The organism is Mesorhizobium sp. M4A.F.Ca.ET.022.05.2.1, assembly GCF_003998845.1.
GTDB lineage: Bacteria > Pseudomonadota > Alphaproteobacteria > Rhizobiales > Rhizobiaceae > Mesorhizobium.
The window spans coordinates 1-5,485 of the sequence record NZ_RZOJ01000405.1 but is presented as its reverse complement, the minus strand read 5'-3'; the positions used below and the strand labels follow the sequence as shown (position 1 = coordinate 5,485).

The 5,485-nt window shown below is 66.5% G+C and carries 4 protein-coding genes; 3 read left to right on the top strand and 1 reads right to left on the bottom strand.

All coding sequences use genetic code 11. The features are described from left to right. Positions 1-243: 243 nt before the first annotated feature. Both EN745_RS37695 and EN745_RS29035 read left to right on the top strand, forming a co-directional pair. Positions 244-687, top strand: coding sequence for a FixH family protein (locus EN745_RS37695; RefSeq protein WP_127422822.1), 444 nt, complete (start codon positions 244-246; stop codon positions 685-687). A gap of 7 nt (positions 688-694) precedes the next feature. After that, positions 695-1,903, top strand: coding sequence for a cytochrome c peroxidase (locus EN745_RS29035; RefSeq protein ID WP_127422821.1), 1,209 nt, complete (start codon positions 695-697; stop codon positions 1,901-1,903). A 1-nt stretch (position 1,904) separates the two neighbouring features. On the opposite strand, the gene EN745_RS29030 is transcribed toward EN745_RS29035, so the two are convergent. Then, positions 1,905-2,357, bottom strand: coding sequence for an Lrp/AsnC ligand binding domain-containing protein (locus tag EN745_RS29030; protein WP_127422820.1), 453 nt, complete (start codon positions 2,355-2,357; stop codon positions 1,905-1,907). A 163-nt stretch (positions 2,358-2,520) separates the two neighbouring features. Between EN745_RS29030 and putA the strand changes: the two genes are divergently transcribed. After that, a partial coding sequence (putA, locus tag EN745_RS29025) for a bifunctional proline dehydrogenase/L-glutamate gamma-semialdehyde dehydrogenase PutA (RefSeq protein WP_127422819.1) occupies positions 2,521-5,485 on the top strand: 2,965 nt, incomplete at its 3' end.

Below are 5,485 nucleotides of genomic sequence, written 5' to 3'. Positions count from 1 at the left end.
GCCCGACAGTTCGAGCATGCACTCGCCGATCGCGGCGACGCCGTTTGCAGCCATCTATCTGTCTCCCGGTGCATGTCGCCCAAAAGTGTCTGGCGGTTTTGGGATAGAGGTGCTGCTGTAGCTTTTTGCGACCGGCAACGCCATGCTTGGCGGCTGCGGATTTTTGCGCCAGAAGCGGTTTCCCACAGTCGCGGCGGGATGCGATCCGCCCGCTGGAACGTTGTCTTTGGAAAAGGAACCGGTTTGGCATCCCTATGGCGTTATCTTCTCGCGGGTCTTGGTCTGGCCGCCTTGCTGGCTGGCGTTCTTGCGATCGTGTACCTGACCGCTCCGCAAACGACGCCGGGCCCCGACACGTCGCGCTCGAAGACGACGGCAAACGGGCTGTTTGTTGCCAGCTTCCAGCCGGAGCGGGGCGGGGTCCGGCAAGGCGAATTGCAGTCCTGGCTGCTGACGCTGAAGACAGTCAAGGGCGATCCGGTGGAGGGAGCGGCGATTGCCGTTTCCGGCGGCATGCCGCAGCACAATCACGGCCTGCCGACCAGCCCGCAGGCGACCGACTATCTGGGCGAAGGACGCTATCGCATCGATGGGCTGAAATTCACGATGAGCGGCTGGTGGCAACTGCGCTTGGCCATTTCGGCGGCGGCCGGTTCAGATACGGTCGTCTTCAACGTGGTGTTGTGAGCGGTCGATGAGGCGCCTCCTTCGAGTCCTGCCTCTCGTCGCACTGGTCGCCATGGCGCTGCTTGCCGGCTGCGGCAAGCCGCAGTTTTCCGATGCCGAGAAGAAGGTCATTGCCTCGCTGGCGCTGAACACGCTGCCGCCGCTGAAGCCCGACACCACCAATCGCTTCGCCGATGTGCCGGCGGCCGCGGCCCTGGGCTCGACGCTGTTCTTCGACCAGGGCATGAGCCGCGACGGCACCGTGTCCTGCTCGACTTGCCACAAGATCGACCGCCAGTTCCAGGATGACCTGCCGCAAGCGGTCGGCATCGGCCGCACCAACCGGCGCACCATGCCGCTGGCCGGCGTGGCGCGCGATCCCTGGTTCTTCTGGGACGGGCGGCGCGACAGCCTGTGGGCGCAGGCGTTGACGCCGCTCGAAAACCCGCTCGAGCATGGCGGAAACCGCGCCGCCTTCGCGCATTACATCAAGAAACGCTTCGGCGAGCGCTACGAGCGCATCTTCGGGCCGCTGCCCGATCTCTCCACTGTGCCCGCCAATGCCAGCCCGCTCGGCACGGATGCGGAGAAGGCGGCCTGGGCCGCCATGCCCGTCAGCAAGGCCGAGGACGTCAACCGCGTCTTTGCCAATATCGGCAAGGCGATCGGCGCTTTCGAGCGGTCGATCGAGCCGCCGCAGACGCGCTTCGACCGTTTCGCTATCGATCTGGCATCTGGCGCCGAGCCACAGGGGGACGACGCCTTGTCGCCCGAAGAGATCCTTGGGCTGAAACTGTTCATCGGCAAGGCCAATTGCGTGACCTGCCACAATGGCCCGCGTTTCACTGACAACTCTTTCCACAATACCGGCGTGCCGCCGGTCAAGGACCTGCCGCCGGATCGCGGCCGCATCGATGCCGTGGTGCAGGTCGAGGCCGATCCGTTCAACTGCTTAGGCAAGTTCCGCGACGGCGACGACAACGCGTGCCGCGAGCTGCGCTTCATGGTGAAGGGCGGGCCGGACCTGGTGCGCGCCTACAAGACGCCGTCGCTCCGAGGGGCCGCTGCGCGCGCGCCCTACATGCATGCCGGACAGTTTGCGTCGCTCGAAGAGGTGGTCGAGCATTATTCGAAGGCGCCGGTGAGCGTCGAAGGTGTTTCCGAGGTCCACCCGGTCGAGCTGTCGGACCGCGAGCGCGCGGCGCTGGTGGCGTTCCTGAAGACGCTGTCGGAATGAGCTAGCGGTCCTTGACCGTCTCCATTGCCACGAAGGTGGAAGTCTGGGCGACATGGGGGAGCGCCGAAATGCGCTCGCCGAGCACCCGGCGGTAGGCGGCGATGTCGGTGGTGCGGACCTTCAGCAGATAGTCGAAGCTCGACGCCATCATATGGCATTGCTCGATCTCCGGCACCGCCTGCACGGCGCGGTTGAAGGCGTCGAGCGCGGCCGAGCGGGTGTCCGACAATTTCACCTGGACGAACGCGACATGGCCTTCTCCCATGCGCTCGCGATCGATGATCGCCTGGTAACCCCTGATGTAACCGTCCCTCTCCAGGCGCTTGACGCGCGCCTGCACCGGCGTCTTCGACAGGCCGACCTTGCCGGCCAGCTCAGACATGGAAAGCCGCCCGTCGCGCGCCAGTGCCGAAAGGATGTTGCGGTCGATGCGGTCCAATTGGTCTTCGATCATCGAATTCACAGTCTAAATGGCGAGTAGGTCGCGCAAATCATAGTTCATTGGAACTGGCATGTCGATTTCTTTGGACCGACCGAAAACGGCAATTGTGCTAGCTTGCGCCATTCGGTCCGGTGACCGCCGGCCCGCTCCCTCAAGCTCGCTCGATAGGACAGCCATGCCCGCGCTCGATGCCATCCGCCAGCAGATCCGTGCCAACTACTTGCCAGACGAAGACGCCGCGGTGAAGCGGCTCGCTGATGAAGCGGGGCTTTCGGCGGATGACCGCAAGGCGATCTCGGCCCGCGCGGCCGATCTGGTGCGCGCCGTGCGCGGCTCGACCGATCCGAGGCTGATGGAGGTTTTCCTTTCCGCCTACGGCCTGTCGACCAAGGAAGGTGTCGCGCTGATGTGCCTTGCCGAGGCGCTGCTGCGCGTGCCCGACGCCGAGACGATGGACGATCTCATCGCCGACAAGATCGCGCCGCACGACTGGTCGGCGCATTCGGGCAGCTCGAGCTCCATCTTCGTCAATGCCTCGACCTGGGCGCTGATGCTGACCGGGCGCGTGCTGGACGAAGGCGAGGGCGGTATCGAAGGCACGCTGCGCGCCATGGTGCGCCGGCTTGGCGAACCTGTGATCCGCAAGGCGGTGGCGGCCGCCATGCGCGAGATGGGCGAGCAGTTCGTGCTCGGCCGCACCATCGCCGAGGCCGTCAAGCGCGGCCGGCCGATGACGCAGAAGGGCTATCTTTATTCCTTCGACATGCTGGGCGAGGCGGCCCGCACCGAGGCCGACGCGCTGCGCTATCACAAGGCCTATGCCGACGCGATCTCCTCACTCGATTCCGGTTCCAACGGGCCGGACATCCGCAACAACCACGGCATTTCGGTCAAGCTTTCGGCGCTGCATCCGCGCTACGAAGTGGCGCAGAAGGAGGCGATGCTGCCGGTGATGGCCGAGCGGCTGCTGTCGCTGGCGCTGGCGGCGCGGCATTCGCGCATGGGGCTCAACATCGACGCCGAGGAGGCGGACCGCCTCGATCTGTCGCTCGACGTCATCGAGCGCGTGCTGGCCGAGCCGGAGCTTGCCGGCTGGAACGGTTTCGGCGTGGTGGTGCAAGCGTATGGGCCGCGCGCGGCCTTCGTTATCGACTGGCTCCACGCGCTGGCGAAAAAGTACGACCGCACCATCATGGTGCGGCTGGTCAAGGGCGCCTATTGGGACACCGAGATCAAGCGGGCGCAGACACTGGGGCTCGCCGGCTATCCGGTCTTCACCCGCAAGACCAACACCGATGTGTCCTACATGGCCTGCGCGAAGAAGCTGCTGTCGATGACCGACCGCATCTATCCGCAGTTCGCCACCCACAACGCGCACACGGTGGCCGCCATCCTGTCAATGGCCAAGGATCGCGACTCTTTCGAGTTCCAGCGGCTGCACGGCATGGGCGAGGCGCTGCACGAGACGGTGCGCCAGGCCGAAGGCACCCGCTGCCGCATCTATGCGCCGGTCGGCGCGCATTCCGACCTGCTCGCCTATCTGGTGCGCCGTCTGCTGGAAAACGGCGCCAACTCCTCCTTCGTCCACCAGCTCACCGACGAGGAGGTGGAACCGGAAGACATCGCCCGCGACCCGCTGGAAACGGTCGAGACGCAGGGGCCGGCCGCCAATCCGGCGATCGCCCGTCCCGCCGGGATCTTCGGCGCCGGCCGCCGCAATTCCAGGGGCGTCGACATCACCGATCCGGTGACGCTGGCGGCGATCGACAAGGCCAAGGCCGAGTTTGCTGGGCCGGACCGCTGGCACGCGAAGCCGGTCACGCGCGCCGCCGGCTACGGCAAGGAGCGCAAGGTAGTCAATCCGGCGAAGCCCGACGAGGTTGTCGGCACGATCCACGAGGCGGCCGCCAAGCAGGTCGCCACCGCCGTACGCATCGCGGTCGAGGCGCAGCCGGCTTGGGCCAAGCGCCCGGTCGCCGAGCGCGCGGCGATCCTGAACCGCGCCGCCGACCTCTATGAGGCCAACGCGGCCGAGTTCTTCGCGCTCGCCACCCGCGAGGCCGGCAAATCGCTGGCCGACGGCGTCGCCGAGGTGCGCGAGGCGGTCGATTTCCTGCGCTACTACGCCGCCGAGGCCGCCAATGCGGAAACGGGCACCGAGGCGCGCGGCGCGATCGTCTGCATCTCGCCGTGGAATTTCCCGCTCGCCATCTTCACCGGCCAGATCGCCGCGGCGCTCGTCACCGGCAATTCGGTGATCGCCAAGCCGGCAGAACAGACGCCGCTGATCGCCTTCCGCGCCGTCGAGATGCTGCGCGAGGCGGGCGTGCCGGAAGACATCATCCAGCTTCTGCCCGGCGACGGTCCCTCGGTCGGCGCGCCGCTGACGGCCGACCCGCGTATCGCCGGCGTCTGCTTCACCGGCTCGACCGAGGTCGCCAAGCTGATCGAGAAGCAACTGGCCGAGACCGCCGCACCCGACGCCATGCTGATCGCCGAGACCGGGGGGCTCAACGCCATGATCGTCGATTCCACCGCGCTGCCCGAGCAGGCGGTGCGCGACATCCTCGCCTCCGCCTTCCAGAGCGCCGGCCAGCGCTGCTCGGCGCTGCGCGTGCTCTATGTCCAGAAGGACGTCGAGAAGAAGATGCTGGAGATGCTGAGGGGCGCGATGGAAGCGCTCAACCTCGGCGATCCCTGGCTGATCTCGACCGATGTCGGCCCGGTCATCGACGACGAGGCGCAAACGTCGATCCGCGACTATTGCACCAGGATGGGCCTGCAGGGCCGGCTGATCGCCAAGCTCGAAGCGCCGAAGAGCGGCCGCTTCGTCGCGCCGCATGTCTTCCGCGTCAAGGGCATCGAGGAGATGGAGCGCGAGGTGTTCGGCCCGGTGCTGCATGTCGCCAGCTTCGACGCCGACGAGATCGACGCCGTCATCGCCGCCATCAACCGCAAGGGCTATGGCCTGACCTTCGGCCTGCACACGCGCATTGAAGGCCGCGTCCAGCATTTCGTCGACGGCATCCATGCCGGCAACATCTACGTCAACCGCAACCAGATCGGCGCCGTGGTCGGCTCGCAGCCGTTCGGTGGCGAGGGGCTTTCGGGCACGGGACCGAAGGCCGGCGGGCCGCATT

What these genes read in the sequence shown, in the direction of transcription:
- EN745_RS29035 (WP_127422821.1), top strand. Translation starts at nt 695, where the DNA reads ATGAGGCGCCTCCTTCGAGTCCTGCCTCTCGTCGCACTGGTCGCCATG.
- EN745_RS29030 (WP_127422820.1), bottom strand. Translation starts at nt 2,357, where the DNA reads ATGATCGAAGACCAATTGGACCGCATCGACCGCAACATCCTTTCGGCA.